Annotated in this window: 17 protein-coding genes; 3 read left to right on the forward strand and 14 right to left on the reverse strand. The window is 64.7% G+C overall.

Annotated features, from left to right (window positions below):
- Window positions 1-188: 188 nt before the first annotated feature.
- Window positions 189-872 carry a pentapeptide repeat-containing protein gene (locus VM94_RS15080; RefSeq protein WP_046684162.1) on the reverse strand — a complete coding sequence of 228 codons (684 nt, stop codon included), beginning with the start codon at window positions 870-872 and terminating at the stop codon, window positions 189-191.
- 310 nt (window positions 873-1182) lie between these two features.
- Here VM94_RS15080 and alaC point away from each other — a divergent pair, with 310 nt between their 5' ends.
- The 3 genes from alaC (at window position 1183) to VM94_RS29340 (ending at window position 3299) form a co-directional block, all read left to right on the forward strand.
- Window positions 1183-2400, forward strand: a complete 1218-nt coding sequence (alaC, locus tag VM94_RS15085) for an alanine transaminase (RefSeq protein WP_082127726.1) — start codon at window positions 1183-1185, stop codon at window positions 2398-2400.
- A 292-nt stretch (window positions 2401-2692) separates the two neighbouring features.
- Entirely contained in the window at window positions 2693-3124 is a 432-nt protein-coding gene (locus tag VM94_RS15090; protein ID WP_138829127.1) for a hypothetical protein, read from the forward strand.
- 46 nt (window positions 3125-3170) lie between these two features.
- A complete protein-coding gene (locus VM94_RS29340; RefSeq protein ID WP_258002789.1) occupies window positions 3171-3299 on the forward strand; it encodes a hypothetical protein in 129 nt (42 codons plus the stop codon).
- Between the two features lie 72 nt (window positions 3300-3371).
- Here the strand turns inward: VM94_RS29340 and glpK are convergent, their stop codons facing one another.
- The 13 genes from glpK to VM94_RS29050 all read right to left on the reverse strand — a co-directional run.
- Window positions 3372-4862 (reverse strand): glycerol kinase GlpK, encoded by a 1491-nt coding sequence (glpK, locus tag VM94_RS15095; RefSeq protein WP_046684164.1) that lies wholly within the window; start codon window positions 4860-4862, stop codon window positions 3372-3374.
- Window positions 4859-6418, reverse strand: coding sequence for a glycerol-3-phosphate dehydrogenase (gene glpD / locus VM94_RS15100; RefSeq protein WP_046684165.1), 1560 nt, complete (start codon window positions 6416-6418; stop codon window positions 4859-4861). Before glpD ends, glpK begins: the two co-directional genes overlap by 4 nt.
- 49 nt (window positions 6419-6467) lie before the next feature.
- Window positions 6468-7229, reverse strand: coding sequence for a TSUP family transporter (locus VM94_RS15105; protein ID WP_046684166.1), 762 nt, complete (start codon window positions 7227-7229; stop codon window positions 6468-6470).
- A 7-nt stretch (window positions 7230-7236) separates the two neighbouring features.
- A complete protein-coding gene (locus VM94_RS15110) occupies window positions 7237-9258 on the reverse strand; it encodes an alpha-glucosidase (RefSeq protein WP_046684627.1) in 2022 nt (673 codons plus the stop codon).
- A gap of 82 nt (window positions 9259-9340) precedes the next feature.
- Window positions 9341-10741, reverse strand: coding sequence for a porin (locus tag VM94_RS15115; RefSeq protein WP_046684167.1), 1401 nt, complete (start codon window positions 10739-10741; stop codon window positions 9341-9343).
- Between the two features lie 65 nt (window positions 10742-10806).
- On the reverse strand, window positions 10807-12261 hold the full coding sequence (locus VM94_RS15120; protein WP_046684168.1) for an NAD-dependent succinate-semialdehyde dehydrogenase: 1455 nt from the start codon (window positions 12259-12261) through the stop codon (window positions 10807-10809).
- 29 nt (window positions 12262-12290) lie between these two features.
- On the reverse strand, window positions 12291-13079 hold the full coding sequence (locus tag VM94_RS15125; protein WP_046684169.1) for an SDR family NAD(P)-dependent oxidoreductase: 789 nt from the start codon (window positions 13077-13079) through the stop codon (window positions 12291-12293).
- A gap of 27 nt (window positions 13080-13106) precedes the next feature.
- On the reverse strand, window positions 13107-14015 hold the full coding sequence (locus VM94_RS15130) for an SMP-30/gluconolactonase/LRE family protein (protein WP_046684170.1): 909 nt from the start codon (window positions 14013-14015) through the stop codon (window positions 13107-13109).
- Window positions 14008-14904: an aldose 1-epimerase gene (locus VM94_RS15135; RefSeq protein WP_046684171.1), complete on the reverse strand. Its 897-nt coding sequence runs from the start codon at window positions 14902-14904 to the stop codon at window positions 14008-14010. Before VM94_RS15135 ends, VM94_RS15130 begins: the two co-directional genes overlap by 8 nt.
- Window positions 14905-14912: 8 nt before the next feature.
- Window positions 14913-15743: a carbohydrate ABC transporter permease gene (locus VM94_RS15140; RefSeq protein WP_034755232.1), complete on the reverse strand. Its 831-nt coding sequence runs from the start codon at window positions 15741-15743 to the stop codon at window positions 14913-14915.
- A complete protein-coding gene (locus VM94_RS15145) occupies window positions 15740-16654 on the reverse strand; it encodes a carbohydrate ABC transporter permease (RefSeq protein WP_034755235.1) in 915 nt (304 codons plus the stop codon). The genes VM94_RS15140 and VM94_RS15145 overlap by 4 nt, the downstream gene beginning before the upstream one ends.
- A gap of 76 nt (window positions 16655-16730) precedes the next feature.
- Window positions 16731-17981 (reverse strand): ABC transporter substrate-binding protein, encoded by a 1251-nt coding sequence (locus tag VM94_RS15150; RefSeq protein ID WP_035819750.1) that lies wholly within the window; start codon window positions 17979-17981, stop codon window positions 16731-16733.
- Between the two features lie 48 nt (window positions 17982-18029).
- On the reverse strand, window positions 18030-18423 hold a 394-nt coding region (locus VM94_RS29050), incomplete at its 5' end, for a TOBE domain-containing protein (protein ID WP_046684700.1).

The following is an 18423-nucleotide window of genomic DNA, read 5'->3' on the forward strand; positions in this document are numbered from 1 at the left end:
TGTGGAATATAGCACGCATTATTTGGCATGGACTGTGGTGAATGGAGTGGCCTGGGTCTGAAAAACTTCTGAGCGACGCAGAATGGGCGATGGACATGGAACAAGCAATGCCACCAGCCCAGAACCTTTAGTTGCGGCAACCCGCTTTTACCGCAAGCTTGCTGTTCAGGACGACTGTGGGGCGAGGCTTATATCACCACCAGGTCGAGCGCGCGCATGAAGTTGGCCGCCTGCGCATGCGTGATGACGGCGCCTTTCAGCAAGGCCGCTTCGCTCAATTTGAAACCGTCGATATCGGCGCCGCGCAAGTCCGCGCCTTGGAACTTCGCCAGTTTGATCGTGGCGTTGCGAAGGCTGCCGCCTTCGAAGACGGCGTCGCGGAAGTCGCAGCCGGCCAGGTAGGCGTCGGAAAAATCCAGCTGTTTTAATGTCGCCTTGCGGAACGAGAAGCCGCGCAAGTCGGCGCCCACCAGCAGGCTCTCTTCGAAGGTGAGGCCCAGGTGGGCCGCTTCCTCGAAGGACGCGCCCGTCAGCTTGCAGCCGCGGTAGGTGGCCGAGGCCAGCTTGGCGCGACGCCATTTCGTGTTGTTCAGGTCGCAGCCTTCGAAGCAGGCGTCGACGGCGTCGACGGATTCGAAATCGGCGCTGCCGGCGCGACAGCGGCGCCAGGTGCTGCGCGCCAGTTTGCTGGCGAACAAGTTGGTGTCGGCAAAGGTGCAGCGTTCGAAAGTGCAGCCTTGCAAATCGAGGCGCGTCAAGTCTTCGCCGTCAAAGGCGCAATCGATGAAGTAGCGTACCGGCAAGGCCAGTTGCTGTTCCATGCCGGCGCGGTCCAGGGTCATGCCAGTTACTGCGGTGTCGTGAGTTGCCATCCGTCTAATTCCTAAAGTAAAAAAACAGGGGAGGGATGGCGCGGCGGGAAAATGCACGAACCAGAACACCTCCCCGGCTGGTGTAACAGTCAGAGGTCAGCGCCGTGGGTCCGCGTGGGCGGGAGCATGCCGGACTGTGCCGGGCACTTACCGGGTTACCAACCGGTGCGCTCATTTTCGATCAGCCTGCATTGTAACGGCTTGACTACACACTTGCCAGTTCTTGCGAAGCCGGGTTAATATCGTTGCAGGCGCACGCATTGTGCCAACGTCGCTCGGACGGATCCGGGCGCTTACGTATAGAGATACCATGACCGACAGCCAAGCTCCGCGCAGCTTTTCGCGCATCAATCGCCTTCCCCCCTACGTTTTCAATATCACCGCCGAACTCAAGATGGCCGCGCGCCGCCGTGGCGAGGACATTATCGACATGTCGATGGGCAATCCCGATGGCGCCACGCCGGCCCACATCGTGGAGAAGCTGGTCGAGACGGTGAAACGCCCCGACACGCACGGCTATTCCGCGTCAAAAGGCATTCCGCGCTTGCGCCGCGCCATTGCGCACTGGTACAAAAAGCGCTACGAGGTCGACATCGACCCGGACAGCGAAGCCATCGTCACCATCGGCTCGAAAGAGGGCCTGGCCCACTTGATGCTGGCGACACTCGACCGTGGCGACACGGTGCTGGTGCCGAACCCCAGCTACCCGATCCACATCTGGGGCGCCGTGATCGCGGGCGCCGATATCCGCTCCGTGCGCATGGGCCCGGGCGTGGATTTCTTTGCCGAGCTGGAGCGGGCGATCCGCGAAAGCTATCCGAAACCGAAGATGATGGTGCTGGGTTTCCCGTCCAACCCCACGGCGCAATGCGTGGAGCTGGAATTCTTCGAGCGCGTCGTCGCGCTGGCGAAGCAGCACAATATTCTGGTGGTGCATGACCTGGCGTATGCCGACATCACCTTCGATGGCTGGAAGGCGCCGTCCATCATGCAGGTGCCGGGGGCGCGCGACGTGGCCGTCGAGTTTTTTACCATGTCAAAAAGCTACAACATGGCGGGCTGGCGTATCGGTTTCATGGTGGGCAATGCGGAACTGGTGGCGGCCCTGGCGCGCATCAAGAGCTACCACGACTATGGCAGTTTTACGCCCGTGCAAGTGGCGGCCATTGCCGCGCTGGAAGGCGACCAAAGCTGCGTGACGGACATCTGCGCCCAGTACCAGCGCCGCCGCGACGTGCTGGTGAAAGGCTTGCATGAAGCTGGCTGGATGGTGGAAAAACCGAAGGCGTCGATGTATATCTGGGCGCATATCCCGGAAGCGTATCGCCACCTGGGCTCGCTGGAATTTGCCAAGCTGCTGCTGCAAAAAGCCAAGGTCAGCGTGTCGCCCGGCATCGGTTTCGGAGAGTATGGCGATGAATACGTGCGCTTCGCCCTGATCGAAAACGAAGCGCGCGTGCGGCAGGCGCTGCGGGGCATCAAGAATATGTTGCGTTCTGGCGACGGGAAAACGGAAGCGGCAGCATAAAAGTTGCCACATGGAATGCTTCGTTGCCCCTAATATCACTATTGCGTATTTCTGACATCACGAATATAAAGTGGTTTTATATGCTGCAACGCGGCATCATGCATTTGTCTCCTCTATCTTCCTCCAAGGAAATAGATTCAGCCCGCTCCCGCAGCGGGCTTTTTTTTGCCCTGTGTGCGTTCTCTTTCCCAAGACCGTATCCGCATGACTTTTATCAAAGTCCACTTCGCTGATACTGCCACCATTTCAAGTTGCACATCTTGTCGCGTCAAGCGTGTCCATGGGGGGCGTCATGAACGACTGGCATCTGGTGAATCTGTTTGTCCCAACCCTGTTGCCCCTCGTGTTTTTGAGCGCCTTCTTTCTTTTTGACCTGTCCACAACGGAAAAGGCGCGGGCCAATCCATTGGTTGCCATCAAGGATGGCCAACTATCGTGGGCGGGGCTGGGCATGTGCGTCAATGGGCTGTATGAACTGCAGCATCCCGCGGCTGGCAAGACGGTGTCGCAGCTGTGGAGCACGAACACCTTCTGGCTGGTGGTCGCCGTGCTGATATTTCACGCGCTGATAGCGGCGGCAGGGCCCGTTTTCCCGACGAAAAAGTGCGGCTTCAGCGTGTGCTTGAAAACGCTGCGCCACTACCGCGTGCTGCTTGCCTCGGCGATTCTCACAATTGCGGCCGGGTGGTTATACTCGGACATTCACTTGACAACACAGGGATAAGGTGACTAGCATGAAGTACAAGGAATTAAGTACAAGGAGTTCGATCATGGCGCGACTGGTACATCAATTCTTGCAAGATGAAGAGCGCAGCCGCAATCTGGTGGCGGCTGTCGGCATGGGCGCGGGCGTGATTCTGCTTACCTTGTCGATACTCAATACCTTCCTTGCCCGTTAATTTGCCCAGCTTGCCAGGTGTCGCCGCCGCTCGCAGGCGGCGTGTCGACATGCTGGCTACTGCAAGCGTTCGCTATCCCTCCCCATTCCCCGTAAACCGCCGCACCGCCACCTCCCACTGCTGCATCAGACTGGCCGCCTGGTCGCGTCCGATGGTGGGCAAGAACGTCCTGTCGGCGCGCCAGTGCGACGCCAGCTCGTCGGTGCCTTGATACAGGCCGATGGCCAGGCCCGCCAGATAGGCGGCGCCCAGCGCCGTCGTTTCGATCACTTGCGGGCGCACGACGGGGATGCCCAGCAAGTCGGCCTGAAATTGCAGCAGCAGGTTGTTGGCGCAGGCGCCGCCGTCCACGCGCAGTTCCGTGATCGGCGCTTGCGCGTCGCGCGTCATGGCGCCCAGCAGGGCGGCGCTCTGGAAGGCGATCGCTTCCAGTGCCGCGCGGGCGATGTGACCCACCGTGCTGCCACGGCTCAGGCCCAGGATGGCGCCCTTGGCCGACGGCACCCAGTAGGGCGCACCCAGTCCCGTAAACGAGGGCACGAAGACCACGCCGCCCGAATCGGGCACGGAGGCGGCCAGGCCTTCCGCTTCGCCCGCGTGGCCGATGGCGCCCAGGCCGTCGCGCAGCCATTGCACCACGGCGCCACCGATGAAGACGCTGCCTTCGAGCGCATACGCCGGCTGCGCGCCCACCTGGCAGGCGGCCGTGCTGATCAGGCCATGCTGCGATTGCGCACACTGGTCTCCCGTGTTGAGCAGCAGGAAGCAGCCTGTGCCATAGGTATTCTTGGCCATGCCCGGCTTGAAGCAGGTCTGGCCGAACAGCGCCGCCTGCTGGTCGCCGGCGATGCCGCCGATGATGACGGGGCTGCCCAGCAATTCCGCATCCGTTTCGCCATACACGTGGCTCGACGGGTGGACGGATGGCAGCAGGCTGGCGGGAATGCCCAGCCAGTCGAGCAGCTGGGCATCCCAGCAGCCTTCATGCAGGTTCCACAGCATGGTGCGCGAAGCATTGGTGACGTCGCTCACGTGCAGGCGGCCGCCCGTCATTTTCCACGCCAGCCACGTATCGATGGTGCCGAAGGCCAGTTCGCCGCGCATGGCCCGCGCGCGGGCGCCGGGAACGGCGTCGAGTATCCAGCGCAGCTTGGTGCCGGAAAAATACGGGTCGAGCACCAGGCCCGTCTTGGCATGGATGGCGCCGGCCAGGCCGCGCGCGCGCAAGTCTTCGCACAGCGCTTCCGTGCGGCGGTCTTGCCAGACGATGGCGTTGTAGACGGGCTCGCCCGTGGCGCGGTCCCAGACCACCGTCGTTTCGCGCTGGTTGGTGATGCCCAGCGCACCGAGCGCATCGGCCTGCAAACCCGTCTTGGCCAGCACTTCGCGGCACGTCTCGATCTGGCTGTGCCAGATTTCCATGGGGTCGTGCTCGATCCAGCCCGGCTGGGGGAAGAGCTGGCGAAACTCGCGCTGCGCCACGGCGACGATGGCGCCTGATTCATCGAACACCATGCTGCGCGAGCTGGAAGTTCCCTGGTCGAGGGCCAGCAAATACGTCATGCCGCCACCTCTTGCGCCAGATGGGCCGCCAGCCACTGCTGCACGCGTTCCACGTCAGCCGGCGCGCAGCGCAATCCCAGCTTGCTGCGCCGCCACAGGATGTCGTCGCTGCTCCTGGCCCATTCCACCTCGATCAGATAGCACGCTTCGGCTTCGTACAGGCCGGGCGCCAGCCGCGCGCCCAGGTCGGCCATCGAGGCGGCGCCCGTCAGCAGGCGTGTGGCGCGGCTGCCGTAGGCGCGCGCATAGCGGCGCGCCAGCGCGGGCGGCAGCCAGGCGTGGTCGCGCTGGAAGCGGGCGAGAAAACCGTCGAAATCATGGCTGTCCACGAGTCGGTTCGGCTGCTGCAGGTCGCCGCCGGGCAGGGGCGCCTCGGCCGTCCACGCCGCGGCGGTATTGTCCAGCAGGGGCGCCAGCAGGCCCAATGCTTCCTCGGCCAGCTTGCGGTAGGTGGTGATCTTGCCGCCCCAGATATTGAGCAGCGGCGCGCCCGTCGCCGCCTCGCCGCGCGCCACTTCCAGCAGGTAGTCGCGCGTGACGGCAGAGGCGTTTTGCGCGCTGTCGTCGAGCAGCGGGCGCACGCCGGAATACGTCCACACGACGTCGGCGGGAGAAATCTCGCGCTTGAAATAGCGGTTCGCAGCCTGGCACAGGTAATCGATTTCCATCTGGCTGATTTTGACCTGGCTGACCTCTCCCTTGTATTCCTCGTCCGTGGTGCCGATCAGGGTAAAGTCATCCTGGTAGGGGATGGCGAAGATGATGCGCTGGTCCGGGTTCTGGAAGATGTAGGCGTTTGGATGCTCGAACAGGCGCGGCACGATGATATGGCTGCCCTTGATCAGCCGCAGCCCCTGCGTTTTGCCGCCGCCGGCCGCACCGGCGAATTGCGCCGTCCACGGTCCCGCCGCGTTGACGATGGCACGCGCGCGCAGCGTCTTGCGCTGGCCATCTTCGGCTTGCACGGTGGCGTGCCAGGCGCCGCCATCGCGGCGCGCATCGACGCAGGCCGTGCGCGTGAGGATGTGCGCGCCGTGTTCCTGCGCGTCGAGCGCATTGAGCACCACCAGGCGCGCATCGTCGACCCAGCCGTCGGAGTACACGAAGCCCTTGCGGTAGCCGGCCTTCAGCGGCGCGCCCGCCGCGTGCGTGTCCAGCGCGATGCCTTGCGAGGCGGGCAAAAAGGCCCGCTTGGCCAGGTGGTCGTACAGGAACAGGCCCGCGCGTATCATCCAGGCGGGGCGCTGGGCGGCGTCGTGCGGCATGACGAAGCGCATCGGCCACATGATGTGGGGCGCGGCGCGCAGCAGCACTTCGCGTTCCTGCAGCGCCTTGCGCACCAGCTTGAATTCATAGTATTCGAGGTAGCGCAGGCCGCCGTGTATCAGCTTGGTGGACGCGGACGAGGTGTGCTGCGCCAGGTCGTGCTGTTCGCACAGCACCACGCGCAAGCCGCGGCCGGCCGCGTCGCGCGCGATGCCGGCGCCATTGATGCCGCCGCCGACGACCAGCAGGTCGCAGTCGGCGGGCAGGGAGGAAAAGCGGGAAGCGGACATGGAAGACTCGTCTGGTAAAAGTAAAAGTAAAAGAAAATTAAATGCCGTATCAGGCGAGCAGCGACAGCACGGGCGGCAGCACGAGGGCCAGGCCGGCGATCAGCAGCAGCACGAAGACGGCGCGGCGCACGTGTTCGATGGGCAGGCGCGAAGGGTGGCGGCGCGCCAGCCACGTCAGGCCCATCACCAGCGGCAAGGCCTCGAGCGTCAGCCACAGGGCCGTCATGCTGAACTGGCCATGCGCCAGCACGAGGGCCAGGCGCAGCACGGCATTCGCGGCAAACAGCACGATCAGCGAGTGGCGGATCATGTCGGCCGGCCATGGCTGGCGGTACAGGTGGTAGACCATGGGCGGGCCGGCGCTGGCGAACAGGCCGCCCATCACGCCGGACACGCCGCTGAAGAACAGGAAGGCGGGCAGGCTTGACTGCCGCGCACGCGCGCTGGCGCGCAGCACCAGCATGAAGGCGCAAACGACGATGGCGCAGCCGAGCAGGAAGCGCAGCACGCTCACTTGCTGCGCGCTGAACCAGCCCAGCAGGGCCACGCCCGCGCCCACGCCCAGCTGGCTGACGGCCAGCGATGGGCCGAACACGGGCCAGGCCAGTTGCGGGCGCGTGCGGCCAAACGTGATGGCCGCATTCACCAGCACCAGCACGCTGACCACGTTGGCGACGTCGCCCAGGCTGGCCAGGTGCAGCACGGCCGTCAGGCCCAGCAGGATCAGGCCGAAGGCAAATCCCGTCAGGTTCTGCGCCACGCTGGCCAGCGCCACGCAGGCCAGGAACAGCAGGTGCGACGCCACGCTCATGCCAGGCTCATTTCGCCAGCGACAGGAAGAAGTCCTGCTGCGCGCAACCGCGCCGCACGAAGACGGGCGGCTGGCCCAATGGCGCATCGACTTCCACGCGCTGGCCGCCGTCGAACGCGGCGCCGCTCCACAGGTGTATCCAGGCGTCGCCCTGCGGCAGGTAGGCGCTCCAGCGCGCGGCACCGGCCGCATGCACGGGCGCCACCAGCAGGTCGGGGCCGAACAGGTACTGGTCCTGGATGGCGTAGGTGGCGCGGTCGTGTTCATAGTGCAGGAACAGCGGGCGCTGCAGCGGCAGGCCGCGCGCCACGGCCTCTTCGGCCAGGGCGCGGATGGTGGGCGCCAGCGCCACGTGCAGCTGCGTCATGCTGGCAAAGTGGCGGAACACCTCTTCATCCTGGTAGAACTGGAAGTTCTCGTCGGGACGGTTGCCTTCGTGCGTGCGCATCATCGATGTAAACACGGCCATCTCGGTCCAGCGCTGGAACAGTTCCGCCGTGCGCAGGTTGCCGAACAAGCTTGTATAGCCGCCGATATCGCTGTGGTGGTAGGCATTGCCCAGGAGGCCGGACGACAGGGCGCCGCAGATCACTGTCTGCAAGCCGTCGTGGCGGCTGAAGTCGACGGACTGGTCGCCCGCCCACAGCAGCGGGCAGTGCGCCTGCACGCCCGTGTAGCCGGCGCGCATGAAGAAGGTGGCGTCGCCCGTCTTGCCGGCCCGCTCGATGGCGCGCGCATTGACTTCGGCCCACAGGGTCGGCCACGCGTTGTGCATCAGGCGAGCGTCCGCGCCATTGTGCAGGCGCAGGTCGATCGGCAGGTATTCGCCGAAATCGGCCATCCAGCCGGACAGGCCGAAATCGAGCATTTCCTGGCGCAGGATGCGTTCCTCGAACCACAGCGCGGCGGCCGGATTGGTGAAGTCGACGACGCCGCAATCGAATTCGCCGAAGTCGACCAGATAGGCGCCGCCGTCCATGCTTGTCGCCAAAAAGCCCTGCTGCAGCGCTTCCTGGTACAAGGTGCCGTCGTTGCACAGGTAGGGATTGACGTAGCCGAGGAAGCGGATGTCCTGTTTGGCCAGGTCGGCGATCCAGTTCTTCAGGTCAGGGTAGCGCTGCGGCTGCCAGCGCCAGTCCCAGAACAAGCGCTTGCCGAACGAGGTCTGGCGCAAGCCGACCCAGTCTTCGCACCACAGGGCGCTGACGGGCAAGCCGTGTTCCTGCGCCTGCGCCAGGATGGCGCGCGCGTGCTCCTCGCCGCCTTTCAGGCCCAGCATGGCGCCATTTTGCAGCCATGCAGGCAATTGCGGTTGGCGGCCGAAGCGCTGCGAGACGACGCCGACCAGGTCGACGAAGGTGTCGGCCAGCATGAATTCCAGGCGCTCTGGCATGGCCCAGAATTGCAGCTCGTGGAAATCGGGCTGGCGGAAATCGAAGTCCGCATACGCCGTCGTTTCCGCATGCAGGCAGTAGCGCTGCGAAGAGATGAAACTCGGTTGCGGATAATTCGTGTGATAGTAGTCGCCGCCCGACTTGGAGGTGACGTCCGCTTGCCACGTCAGATGCGTCGACTTGTCGCGGCCCACGCCCGGCTCCGACGTCCATAGGGGGAAGTGGCGGCCGCGCAGGTCGAAATACGACATCTGCTCGCCGCAGCCCCACACATGCTCGTCCTGTTCCGCGGGCAAGCGCAGCCACAGCCGGTTCCAGCCCGGTGCCGCGTAGCGCACCACCAGGTGCACGCCATGCGGCGTCGCCTGCACGGCCAGCACCAGTTGCGGTGCGTCGCCCGCATGGCGCGCAAAGCTCAGCGTCGCGGCATCGCCCTCCTGCGTGACGGCCAGCGCGCGCAGGGCGCTGCGCTCCTCGACGTAATCCTCGATCTCGAAATTGCCGCGGTACATTTCCATGCTTTCGCGGCCCTGGCCGACGAACACGCATGACGCATCGGCGCTGTGGCGCAGCAGCAAGCGGCCGGCGCAGCGCAGGGCGACGCTGTCATTTTCCTGGTGTAGTGTGTACTGCATGACGATCAACTCCTGTGAAAACCGGCGCCCGCATGGCGGGGCATGCGGCGGGCCGGCGGTGCATCAACAATTAAGCACTAATTTAAAAGACGAGGAACATGCCGGCGGTCAGCTCGACGGGGCTGTAGCCGAAGTAGTTATTGTCCCCCCGGAACTGCAATACGCCCAGCTTGGCGTGACTGTTGTTGGCGATACGCGTGGCATACGCATAGAACGACAGGGTAGGCTGGAAGTTGTACAGGTAGCCCAGCGAGTAGGCCGTCGACGTCGGCTTGCCCACGCCATCGCCCGTGTTCGCGCCGAACGCGCCTTTGGCGTTGGCGCCGTCATAGCTGATGTGCGCCAGGCTGCCTTCGATGCGGTGCTTGCCAAGGTCATAGGCGCCCGACACGCCGAAGGCGTCGGCCGCATAGCCGCCCGCGTTCGACACGCGGTAGGAGGTGTAGGAGCCGCCCAAGGTAAAGTCGTTCCACTTGTAGCGCGCGCCGACGATGTCCGTGACCTGGTTGCGCTTGACGAAGTTCGGCGTGCCGGCCGTGCTGATGTCGTTGCTCTGCTGGTAATCCATGTGCGCATAGCCGAGGAACAGATCGCCCTTCTTGTACAGCACGTTGGCGGCCCAGCTGCGGCCATCGTTTTCCAGGTCGGTGGCGGAAGACGCCTGCTGTCCGGCCGAATACGATACCTCGGCCGAGATATTGTTCCAGGTGGGGCTGCGGTAGCGCAGCGCGTTGCCATAGAACAGGGCCGTGCCCGAGTTGTTGCCGGCCAAACTCGTCGTCTTGCTGGCGTTGCCCGTCACGGGGTCTTTCAGGTAGCGGCCCAGTGACTCGGGGCGCGTGAGCGAGAACAGGGCGCTGAAGTCGTTGGCGCCGTAATTGTGCGCCGACGCCAGGTCTGCCCCCAGCGAAACCCAGAACGGCGCCATGTACATGGTGCCGCCTTCGATCGAGCCCCAGGTGGTCGAGGCAAAGCCCACGGTGGAGCCGCGGTTGAACAGCACGGACGAGGTGGTGTTGTTTTGCGTGCCGCCGCCCGCATTGCCGTTGAACAGGTTCAAGCCCGTTTCGACGCCGAAGATGGCCTTGTATTCATCGCTGAAGACCCAGGCGCCCGTGAGCCCCAGGCGGCTGGCCATCTCGCCCTGGTTCAGGCGGTGGTTCGTCAGCTGGCGCCCGCTGGCATCCTTGCCGCGCGAGACCGTGTAGCCGATGTCGCCACGGCCGTACAGCTTCCAGTTGAAGCCGGTGGCGGGTTTTATCGGCGCCGCCGCCGATGATGCCGGTGCGGCCGCCATCGCTGCCGCTGGCGCTGGCTGGGCCGCCTTCGCTTCCATCTGCGCCACTCTTTCTTGCAGCTGAGCCAGCATGGCTTTCATGTCGCTCAGTTCGTCGGCGCGCGCGTTAGCGCTAACAAATGATGCCGAGAAAAGGGCGCCGGTGATGGCCGCGGCCAATGTGGTCTTGCGTAACGTCGTTTGCATGATCCTGTCTCCTGTGTTTTTATAGGTGTATTGTTGCTGATCCCTGCCTTGCCTACCTTAAATAATCAAATCCCTCCCATGCACAAATATTTGATATCGAGGAAGTCGTCCATGCCGTAATGCGAGCCTTCGCGGCCCATGCCCGAATGCTTGACGCCGCCGAACGGCACCATTTCATTGGCGATCATGCCCGTGTTGATGCCGACCATGCCCACTTCCAGTTCTTCGGCCACGCGCCAGACCCTGCCCAGATCGCGGCTGTAGAAATAGCCGGCCAGGCCGAATTGCGTGGCATTGGCCATGGCGACGACTTCGTCTTCGCTGCCAAAGCGGAACAGGGGCGCCAGCGGGGCGAAGGTTTCCTCGGTGGCCACCAGCATGTCGCTGTTCGCTTCCAGCACCACGCTGGGTTCGAAGAAGCTGCCGCCCAGCGCGTGGCGCTTGCCGCCGATGGCCAGCTTGCCGCCCTTGGACAGCGCGTCGGCGATATGCTGCTCGATCTTGCGCACGGCGTTTTCATCGATCAGCGGGCCTTGCGTGACGCCCGCGTCCAGGCCATTGCCCAGTTTCAGCTCGGCCACCTTGGCCACCAGGCGGGCGGCGAAGTCGTCGTAGATGCTGTCCTGCACGTAGATGCGGTTGGCGCATACGCAGGTCTGGCCGCTGTTGCGGTATTTCGACATCAGCACGCCTTCGACGGCCGCGTCGATGTCGGCGTCGTCGAAGACGATGAAGGGCGCGTTGCCGCCCAATTCCAGCGACAGCTTCTTGATCGTGCCGGCCGCCTCGCGCGACAGCCAGGCGCCCACTTCCGTCGATCCCGTAAACGTGATCTTGCGTACCAGGTCGTTGTGGCACAGTTCCGTGCCGATCGCTTGCGCGGCGCCCGTCACCACATTGAAGACGCCGGGCGGCACGCCGGCGCGCAGCGCCAGTTCGCCCAGGGCCAGGGCCGACAGCGGCGTTTGCGACGCCGGTTTCAGGACCATGGCGCAGCCGGCCGCCAGGGCGGGGCCGGCCTTGCGCGTGATCATGCCGTTCGGGAAATTCCACGGCGTGATGGCCGCGCACACGCCGATCGGCTGCTTGATGACGACGATGCGCTTGTCGTTCGACGGCGGCGCGATCACGTCGCCATACGCGCGCTTGCCTTCCTCGGCAAACCATTCCAGGTAGGCCGCGTTCGAGACGATCTCGCCTTTGGCTTCCGCCAGCGATTTGCCTTGCTCGCTGGTGAGGATCAGCGCCAGGTCGTCGGCGTGCTGCAAGATCAAGGCATGCCAGGCGCGCAGCACCGTGGCGCGCGCTTTCACGGTCTGCTTGCGCCACAGCCGGAAGGCCGCATGCGAGGCGGCGATGGCGCGCCGCGTCTCGGCCGCGCCCATGCGCGGCACGGTGGCGATCACTGCGCCCGTGGCCGGGTTGGTGACATCGATGGTGGCGCCGTCATCGGCGTCGCACCAGACGCCGTCGATCAGGCATTGCTGTTTCAACAGGCTTGCGTCTTGCAGGTTCAACATGAGGGTTCTCCTTGGATGGGTGATGCGGCTTAACCCGCTACAGATACCTGCGCGAGGCCGGCGTCGACGATGATGTTCTGCCCTGTGATGCCGTCCGAATCGTCGGCCGCCAGGAACAGGGCCGTGCGCGCCACGTGGCCCGCGTCGAGCCGGTATTTCAGGCATTGCAGTTCGATGAAACGCCGGTCTTCTTCCGGATCGCGCCACAGCGCGGCCTGGCGGTCCGTGGCGATGGCGCCTGGGGCGATGGCGTTGACGCGGATATTCTGTTCGCCCAGCTCGCGCGCCAGGGTGCGCGACAGGCCCGCAATACCGGCCTTGGAGGTGGTGTAGCCGACCAGGTTGGGGCGCCCGCGCATCCATGAAATCGAGCCGAGGTTGATGATGGAGCCGCCGCCGGCGGCCGCCATGCCGGGCGCCACCTGCTGGATGGCGAACACGTGGTGCTTGAGGTTCAGGGCCAGGCAGTTGTCCCAGTACTCGGGCGTCAGTTCGGCCAGCGAATGGCGGTCGTCGCGGCCCGCGTTATTGAGCAGCACGCGGATGGCGCCGAAGCGCGCTTCGACGTCGGCCAGGCTGGCCTGGTAGGCGGCGATGTCGCGGATGTCGCTGTAGACGAAATGCGGCGCATGGCGGCACAGGGGCGCCAGGCGCGCGGCCAGGGCGTCGCTGGCGTCGCGGTCGATATCGCAAAAAGCCACTTGCGCGCCTTGCAGGGCGAAGTGTTCGACCAGCGCGGCGCCGATGCCGGAGCCGCCGCCGGAGACGAAGACCACCCGGTCCTGCAGGCTGGGGTAAAGAGTGATGTTGGCGTTCATGCTGTCCTCAGGGTGAAGATCGGGGTATCAATCCCGGTAAAGGGGTTCGGCGCGGCCGGCCACGTCCAGGCGCACGGCAAAGAGGCCGCCGGCCTGCGGCTGGCGCGCCAGTTCGTCGTCGCTTGCGCCTTCGCGCGCGCTGGTGATGTACAGGGTGCGCAGGTCGGCGCCGCCAAAGGCGATCATGGTGGGGCGCACGACGGGCACGTGCACGATGCCGATGATCTCGCCCTGCGGCGAAAAGCGCAGCACCCGGCCGCCTTCGTACTGCGCGCTCCAGTAGCAGCCTTCCGCGTCGATGGCCGCGCCATCGGGGCGGCCGCCGTACACGGCCTCTTCGCCTTTGACGGGGAGGCGGGCAAACACCTGGCGCTCGCCCACCTGGCCGCTGGCCGCGTCAAACGCGAAACGGTAGATCACGTGGTTCGGCGTGTCGGACTGGAACAGGGATGCTCCATCTTCCGCGAAGGCCAGGCCGTTGCTGACTTTGACGCCAAGATCCTGCTGCGGTCCCCAGCCCAGGCGCGTGGCGCCCCGTTCCAGGCAAAACATGGCGGCCAGTTCCGCCGTGCGCGGTTCGTACATGGCGCCGGCCCAGAAACGCCCGGCGCTGTCGCAGCGGCCATCGTTGAAGCGCATGTCGCGGCTGTCGTACGGTGCATCGGCCAGCTTGTCGAGCAAACCTTCCTGCGGATAAAAACGGTAGAAGCCGTCGCGCAGGGCCGCCACCAGGCCGCCCTTTTCAGCCAGGGCGATGCAGCCAGGCTCGCACGGCACCCACCAGACGCGGTCGAGGTTTGTCGCCGGATCGTAGCGGTGCAAACGGCGTCCGGCGATGTCGATCCAATATAAACACTGTTCGGCCACGCTCCACAGCGGGCATTCGCCCAGCTGGGCGCGCGCGTCGAGCGCGAGTTCGGCTTGCCATTCACGCATGCTGGGTCTCCGCAGTGTCTTCCATGGCCAGGCGCATGGCGATGTGCAGGCTCTCGCCGGGCGCCAGCAAGCGCATGCCCGTGCCTTGCGCGCCGCGCGCGGCCAGCGCAAACGCGTTATTCGCGTGCGTGACGGGTTCCAGCGCAATGAAGCTGCGTTCGTCGTTGGGCGCGAAGCAGACGAGGTGGCCGCAATTGTCGCTGGCCGACAGCTGCACGCTGTAATTACCGTAATCGAGGCTGGCGCGGCCCGTCCAGCCGCTGTAGCAGTTATCCGCCTGCCAGCCGGCCACCGGCTGCGGCGTGGCGAATGGCGACGCTTGCAACACAGGTGCCAGGCCGGCGGGCAAGCGGTCGTCGCCCATGCTCCACACACCATCCCATTGGGTCTGCAGGCGCAGGCCAGGGGCCAGCGGAAAGTAGGGGTGAAAACCCAGGCCGGCCGGCATGGCGCGCGTGTCGTCATTGCGCACCGATAAAGTCAGGCGCAGGCCGGCTTCGTCGAGCAGCACGGTTTGCTGCACGGTGCAGGCGAACGGCCAGTCCGCGTCGCCGCCATGCACGAGCAGCAGTTCGGCGCTGTTGGCCGTGCGCGCCGCCACGTGCCAGGCGCGCTGCCAGCCAAAGCCGTGGATGCTGTGCGGCTCGGGCGGGAAGTTGGCGCGCAGCGCATGCGTGTGGCCATCGGTCTGCAGCACGGCGTTGCCGATGCGGTTAGAATACGGCGCCAGCGGATAGCACGCCATCTGCCGCACACCAGCGTTGGCCGGCGCGGCGCGCAGGATGTCGCGCCCGCGCCAGCGGAGCGCCGCCAGCGCGCCACCCGTGGCCGGGTGGACGTCGGCGCGGCAGTCGCCGTGCGCGAGGGTGAAGGGAGACTGGTGGTCCATTTTCAGCCTCAGCCTTTCAAGCCGCCCGAGGTCAGGCCGCTGACGACCTTTTCCTGGAAGATCACGATCAGCACGACGATGGGCACGATGGCCACCACCAGCGCCGCCGAAATGATCGGCCACGGGAAGGCGAACTCGCCCTGGTACAGCTGGATGCCGACGGGCAGGGTGCGGTAAGCCACGGCCGAATTCATCGACAGCGCCAGCAGGAACTCGTCCCAGGAATTGACGAACGCGAGAATGGCGGCCGTCGCCACGCCAGGCGCGGCCAGCGGCAGCACGATGCGCCACAGGGCGCTCAGGCGGGTGCAGCCGTCAAGCATGGCCGCATTCTCGATATCGCGCGGGATATCCTGGAAAAAGCTCACCATCATCAGGGTGCAGATGGGCAGGTTCAGCACCGTGTACGGCAGCACGAGCGCCCAGTAGGAGTTCAGCAAGCCCAGGCTGCGCATGATCTCGAACAGCGGCACCATCAGGGTCACCAGCGGGAACATCGACACGCCGATGATGGCGGTGAGGATCAGGCCACGGAAACGCAGGCGCAAGCGGGCGATCGCATACGCGGCCAGCGCGCTGATGAACAGGCTGAGCAGGGTCGACAGGCCGGCCACGATCAGGCTGTTGGTCAGGAACGTCAGCAGCGGCTGGTCCTGGAAGGCCGAGATGAAATTGCCGATGGTCGGTTCGTGCGGCCAGTAGGTGATCGGCTTTTGCGTCAGTTCGCTCTCGGTTTTCAGTGAGGTAAACAAAATCCACAGGGCGGGGAAGACGCCGTTGAGGATGACGATCGCGGCGGCGAACCAGCGCAGGCGCTTCGATGAAAACAGGCCGCTCATTCTTTGTCTCCTCTTACATATTTCAGATATACGAACGTGGTGGCCATCGACAGCAGGAACATGAACACCGCTAGGGTCGAGCCGTAGCCCACGTCAAGGTAGTCGACCGTATTGGACTGGATGTACATGGCCAGGGTCTTGGTTTCGTCGCCAGGGCCAGGCATGTTGTACGGAATATCGAAGGACTGGATGGCCGTCAAGGTGCGGAAGATCAGCGCCACCAGCATCGATGGCACCAAGAGCGGCAGGGTCACTTCCGTAAATTGCTTCCACTTGCTGGCGCCGTCCACTTCAGCCGCTTCATACAGCGAGGCGGGGATCGTTTGCAGGCCGGCCAGCAAAATCAGGGCCATGAACGACGAGGTTTTCCAGATGGTCGTGATGCAGATGGCGGCCATCGTCAGCGCGGGCGAATTGAACCAGATTTGCGGCTCCCAGCCCAGGCCGGGGATCAGCAGGTCGATGCGGCGGATGATGTCGTTTACCAGGCCGTATTCGCTGTGGAAGAACCAGGCGAAGATCAGGCCGACGAAGGCCAGCGGCAGCGCCCACGGCAGCAGCAGCGCCAGGCGCACGGGCCAGCGGTATTTGAACGGCATGTTGGCCAGCATGGCCAGGCCCAGGCCCGCCACCAGCGCGCCCGGCACGGTGACGACGGTGATGATGACGGTGTTTTTCAGCGACTTCCAGAACAGGCTGTCTTCCAGCGCCATCTTGTAGTTGTCCAGGCCCACGAAACTGGGCAGGCTGCCGCCGGACAGGCGGATGTCGAAAAAGCTGTTGTAGATCAATTTGCTGACCGGGTAGGCCACGATCAGCAGTAAAAACAGAATCGCCGGCGTCAGCAGGACCCAGGCCAGCGTCGTTTCGCTGGGGTCCGTGATGCGGCTTTTCAGGGTGCGTTGCCTCATGATTTCCTCGTCTGTTGCGGTGTGCGTATGCGTGTGCCGCCCGGGCCGCCGTCGTGGCGGCACGGGCGCATGCCGGTTAGCGCAGGATGCGCTTGACCCGGTTTTCGATCTCGGCCACGCCGGCCGCCGGCGTTTTCACGCCCGCCATCACGGCATTCGTGTTCACGCGCACGGCTTCGGACACTTCGCTGTAGCGGGGCGTGACGGGGCGTGAACGGGCGCTTTGCACCACCGGCAGGGCATCGGCGAACCAGCCATTGACGGCCAGCACTTCCTTGTCCTGGTAGACGGACGGGTAGACGGGCAGGTTGGAGGCCTTGATGGCCAGCTGCTTCGACACTTCCGGGCTCGACAGCCAACGCACCAGCTTGGCCGACGCTTCCTTGTTCTTCGAGAACGAGGACACGGCCCACTGCCAGCCGCCGATGCACGAGGCCGGTTTGCCGCCCGCCATGGCCGGCAGGCTGACGACGCCGACTTTATCTTTCACGCTGCTGTCGGCGCCATCCTGGAAGTGATTCCAGGCATAACCCCAGTTGACGGCAAACAAGACGTTGCCGGCCTGGAATTCCTTGCGCGTATCGTCAGTGGCCACTTCGGCGATGTTCTTTTTCGCCACGCCCTGGTCGACCAGCTTGCGCCACATGGCCAGGCCCGCTTCCGCCTTGGGCTTGTCCAGGGTCAGCTTGCCGTTGGTGACCAGTTCGCCGCCCTGGCTCCAGTACGGCAGCAGGAAGGTGCAGACGGCGCCTTCGATGGCCTTGCCCTGGAAGCTGATGCCTTGCAATTCCGGATTCTTTTCGCCGGCCTGGATGGTGCGCGCCACGGTGGCCAGCTCATCCCAGGTTTTTGGCGCCGCCAGCTTGTACTTGGCCAGCAAGTCCTTGCGGTAGTAGAGGAACATGGCGTCGGCAAAGGCGGGCAGGGCCACGACCTTGTTGTCGACCATATTCGCTTGCTTGTAGGCCGGCAGGTACTGGCCCATGATCTTGTCGCGATCGGCGCCCAGGTATTTGTCCAGGCTCTCGATCCAGCCGGCCGACGCGTACTGGGCCGGGCGGATGATGTCGATCAGGAACACGTCCAGGGTGGTGTCGCCGGCCGACAGCACGGTGTTCAGGTATTTCTGCTGCAATTCCGAGGTGGCGCCGCCCGTTTCCAGGTCGATCTTGACGCCGGGATTGGCGGCCATGAACTTGGCGAACAGTTCGCGCATGACTTCGGGGCGCTCCTGGCCGCCGACGAAAACCTTGACCGTCTGCGCTTGTGCGCCGGTGGCAAGGACGAAAGTGGCGCCGAGCGCCAGGACGAGGGATTTGATACGCATGATGCTTGTCTCCTGTTTTTTGGAATGGGTGTGCCGCTTGTGCGCGGCTTATCGGGATGGCAGTACCGCGCCGCCCTGGGGATCGAACAGATGGAATTTCTCCATGTCCAGCTGTACCGTGACTTGTTGCCCTGGCGCCAGGGCAAACGTGGGCGGCAGGCGCGCCGTCAATTCGCCGCCTTCGCATTGGAAGATGACGAGGGTTTCCGCGCCCAGCGGCTCGACCACCACGACGGTGGCGGCCAGTGCGGCACTGGCGTTGCCCACCGCTTCCAGGGTGATGTCTTCCGGGCGGATGCCGAATTCCACGGCGCGGCCGTCGAGCTTGCCGCATGCGGTCTGGCGCTCAAGCGGCAGGGCCAGGCGGGCCGCGCCCAGCACAATCTCGGCTTGGCCGGCGGCATTGCGCGCCACCTTGGCACCGAGGAAGTTCATCGGCGGC

The sequence above is a fragment of the Janthinobacterium sp. KBS0711 genome (assembly GCF_000988085.1).
GTDB classification, from domain to species: Bacteria; Pseudomonadota; Gammaproteobacteria; order Burkholderiales; family Burkholderiaceae_D; genus Janthinobacterium; species Janthinobacterium lividum_E.